3 protein-coding genes and 1 pseudogene are annotated in these 3,847 nt (G+C 74.3%); 3 read left to right on the top strand and 1 reads right to left on the bottom strand.

Features of this window, described 5'->3' with window-relative positions:
- Positions 1 to 328 (bottom strand): annotated as a pseudogene (locus G3I42_RS36990) (hypothetical protein); the annotation flags it as partial.
- A gap of 299 nt (positions 329 to 627) precedes the next feature.
- Between G3I42_RS36990 and G3I42_RS15950 the strand changes: the two are divergent.
- The 3 genes from G3I42_RS15950 to G3I42_RS15940 all read left to right on the top strand — a co-directional run.
- Positions 628 to 1,236 (top strand): M48 family metallopeptidase, encoded by a 609-nt coding sequence (locus G3I42_RS15950; protein ID WP_164286530.1) that lies wholly within the window; start codon positions 628 to 630, stop codon positions 1,234 to 1,236.
- Between the two features lie 218 nt (positions 1,237 to 1,454).
- A complete protein-coding gene (locus G3I42_RS15945; protein ID WP_164286528.1) occupies positions 1,455 to 2,321 on the top strand; it encodes a sugar nucleotide-binding protein in 867 nt (288 codons plus the stop codon).
- A gap of 664 nt (positions 2,322 to 2,985) precedes the next feature.
- Positions 2,986 to 3,847: TerD family protein (locus G3I42_RS15940; protein WP_164286526.1), on the top strand; the 862-nt coding region annotated here is incomplete at its 3' end.

Below are 3,847 nucleotides of genomic sequence, written 5' to 3'. Positions count from 1 at the left end.
CTGCCGCCGCGCCGACGCCTACCGACGTCCCACTCCGTACCGCGGCATCGGCGCGTACCGTCCCCGCACCCTGGAGCGCCCCGGCCGCCGCCACCGCTGCCGCCGCCTCCCGCCCCGCCGTGGCGGGAGGCGCGACCGCCCGGTGCCGCCCCGTGCCCTGCCGTCCCAGACCGAGGCCCCGCCGCCGTCCCGCTTCCCGGCCGCTGCCACCCGCCGCGACGTAGGGGCGCGCCCGCCCCACGCCCGTATCTGCCGCCGTGCTCGCACCCGTACCGGAGACGGCACCCGTACCGGAGACCGCACCCGTAGCGGACGCCGCTCCTGCCACCGCACGCACCATCGCGCCTCACACCTCTCTCGTCCTCGTCCCGCGTCGTCGCCGGGCTGTGCCGGGACAGAGCTGTCCCGTATCAGCCGTCAGTCATGAATCGTTCGCGCTCCGTGACCGCTGAGACCATCCTGCAGGAGAGCGCAAATCGGGAGGCGGGAGTTATCCACAGATGATGGCGTTCGTCGTATGAACGCGGGGGCTGGGCGCTGTGATGAGGGTCCAAAGCGTGTGAGGGCGCGGTGCGGGGTACGTCCGGAGGCGGGACGCCCGGCGCGCTGAGCGGGTAACGTCGAGGAATGTCCGCCGATCCCCTGAACCGGGCGAGCGACGGCGTCCGGCCGCTCGCCGGACAGTCGCAGCCCGCGCGCACCGCCGTGGAGGTGCGCCGCAGCGCCCGCAGGCGCCGCACGGTCTCCGCGTACCGCGAAGGCGACCGCACCATCGTGCTCATCCCGGCGCGGATGTCGGCAGCCGAGGAGCGACGCTGGGTGACGAAGATGCTCGACCGCCTCGCCGCGCAGGAGAGCAGACGCAGGCCCGGCGACACCGAGCTGACGGAGCGCGCCGCGCACCTGTCGCGTCAGTACCTCGACGGCCGTGCCCGCCCCGACACGGTCCGCTGGGTCACCAACCAGAACACGCGCTGGGGCTCCTGCACGCCGGCCGAGGGCAGCATCCGCCTGTCGCACCGCCTCCAGGGCATGCCCGAGTACGTCATCGACTACGTCCTCCTCCACGAACTCGCACACCTTCTCGTCCCCGGCCACGACGCGCGCTTCTGGGCCCTGCTCGACGCCTACCCGCGCACGGAACGCGCGCGCGGCTTCCTTGAGGGCGTCGTCGCCGCCCGCAACCTCCCTCACGCCCTGCCGGAAACCCCGGCGGCACCGGACACGACGGACTGATCCGCCCGGTAGGGGGCGGGAGCTGCCGGGCGGATGGACGCGGGCGGGCGGGAGGACACGGGCGGGCGGCATGCGCGGGGAGGAGGCGTCTGCACCGCGCCGTACGGAAGCCCGTCCCGGGCGCCGTCGCGTGCGCCTCCTCGCGCCGTCCCGTACCACCTGCGCGCGCCGTGGTGGGCGCCGTTCCGCGCGCCCACCACGCCACCTACCGTGTCGGCATGCGCATTCTCGTCGTCGGTGGCAGTGGTTTCCTCGGGTCGGTACTCGTGCGCCGCGCGGTCGCCGAGGGGTACGAGACGCACGCGACGTACCGCAGCGGTCGGCCGCCCGCCGTGCCGGGCGTCGTCGCGCACGCGCTCGACCTGCGCGACGGTGCGGCGATCGACCGCCTCGTCGAGGCGACAGCGCCCCACGTCGTCGTCAATGCGAGCAGCGGCGGCGCCGACTGGGCGGTCACCGCCGGGGGCGCGGGGCGGCTGGCACAGGCGGCGGAGCGCCACGGTGTCCGCCTTGTCCATGTCTCCAGCGACGCCGTCTTCTCCGGTGCGCTTCCGGCCTACGAGGAACACCACGCGCCCGATCCCGTGACGCCGTACGGGGCGGCGAAGGCGGCGGCGGAAACGGCGGTGCGGCTCCTCGCGCCGGGCGCCGTCGTCGCCCGTACGTCACTCGTCATCGGCGACGCGGGCCACCCCTCGGAGCACGAGCGCCTCGTTCACGGGCTGGCCGCAGGACGGCCGGGGGCGCTGTGGACAGACGACGTCCGGTGCCCGGTGCACGTCGAGGACCTGGCGGCGGCGCTGTGCGAACTCGCCGTGGGCGACGGCGCGGGTGTCGTGCACTTGGGCGGCGCGGAGGCGCTGAGCCGTTACGAGCTGGGGACGCTCCTCGCGGTACGGGACGGGCTCGACGCCGGCGCCCTGCGGGCGGGGACGCGGCCCTCGGGGCCCTCGGCGATCCGCCTCGTCCCGGGTCCGCAGACGCGGCGAGTGGTGCGGACCCGGCTGCGCGGGGCGGGTGAATTCCTGTCAAGCGGCCACGCGGAAACGGCGCGGAGTGGGAATCGGCGTCACCGTCAGGAGTGAGGCGATGTGCGGGTTTCCCGGAGTTATCCACAGACGTGGGGGATTGGTGGGGTGGGGGGTTGGGGGTGGGAGAGGATGGTATTGGGGTCGCCCCCCGGGAGGGAGGGGGCTGTCCGCGTCCGCGAGGAGAGTTGGGCGGGCTGGCCGTCCGTAGGCAGGCCGTCCGCAGCTGGCCGCCCGTAGGTTGGCCGCCCGCAGGCACGCAGGCCCGCGGGCAGCCCGTCCGTAGACAGTCCGCCCCGCAGGCAGCCCGCCCGTTTCCGGTGGCCGTCCGCGAGGATCTCCCGCCCCAAGCCCTAACCCGCCCCCACCGCTTCCAACCCCACCGCTTCCACCCCACCGCCCCCACCCCCTGCGCCTCCCCGCCCCCAACCCCCGCCCCCAACCCCCCGCCCCACCCCCCGAACCCGTTAGCCTGGCCGCCGCACCCTCTCCTCCCGCCCGGGCGGTCGTGCCCTCTCCGCGCCCTTCGCGCCACTTGTGCCCTTTCGCCCGGTGGTCGTCGCGCGGTTCCGCGCACGATTCGTCGTCGTGCGGTGGTGGGAGGGCGGCGCGGCCTCGTACCGTACGGAATCAGCCAAGTCCGTACGCGCGGACGGGCCGTGCCGGTGCGGCACGGTGAACGGCAGGGCGAAAACTACGGGATGGGGGGCGGTCAGCGGGTATGTCCAGGGAATTCCAGCGTGGCCACAAAGCGCGTATCAGTGACCTCACGGCGGGCACGGATCTGTACATCGGGGTGCGGATCGGAGGTCCCGGACTCACCTTCGACATCAGTTGCTTCGGGCTGGACGCCGAGGAGACGCTTTCCGACGACCGGTACTTCATCTTCTTCAACCAGCCGAAATCGCCCGAGGAGTCCCTTCAGCTCCTCGGTCCGCAGGCCGGTGACACCGAGTCGTTCCGGGTGACGCTCGACCGGGTGCCCGAGCAGATCAGGAAGCTCTCCTTCACCGCGACCATCGACGGCGCCGGGCAGATGTCGCAGGCCGGGCCCGGGTATCTGCGGATCGTCGCCGGGGGTGAAGAAGTCGCCAGGTACTCCTTCACCGGCTCCGAGTTCAGCACCGAGCGTGCCGTGATGGTCGGCGATCTGTACTACAAGGACGGCTGGCGCTTCGCCGCCGTGGGCCAGGGCTTCGACGGCGGCCTGGAAGCCCTGTTGCGCAACTTCGGCGGAGAGGTCCTGGAGGAGGAGGCACCGGCAGAGGTCCCGGCCCAGCAGCAGCCCCCCGCCTTCGCCCCGCCCCCCTTCGCACCCCCCGCCTCCGCCGAACCGGAACCCCAGCCCCACACGCAGCCCACGGCCCCCCAGTCCTACGCCGCCCCCGTCGCCGCACCCACCCCGGCACCGGCCCCCGCCCCGGCCCCCTTCGCACCCCCCGCCCCCCAACCCGACATCCACGCCGCCCCCACCGTCGTCGCCCCCGTCCCCTCACCCGCACCACCCCCCGCCCCCGCCCCGTCCCCCTACGCCCAGCCCTCCGCGCCCCCCGCACCCACCCCGCCCACCGCACCCCCACCCC

The organism is Streptomyces sp. SID11385, assembly GCF_010548245.1.
In the GTDB taxonomy this organism is placed as follows: Bacteria; Actinomycetota; Actinomycetes; order Streptomycetales; family Streptomycetaceae; genus Streptomyces.
Note: the sequence above shows the minus strand (reverse complement) of the source record. Positions and strands in the feature narration are given on the sequence as shown.

What these genes read in the sequence shown, in the direction of transcription:
- G3I42_RS15945 (WP_164286528.1), top strand. Translation starts at nt 1,455, where the DNA reads ATGCGCATTCTCGTCGTCGGTGGCAGTGGTTTCCTCGGGTCGGTACTC.
- G3I42_RS15950 (WP_164286530.1), top strand. Translation starts at nt 628, where the DNA reads ATGTCCGCCGATCCCCTGAACCGGGCGAGCGACGGCGTCCGGCCGCTC.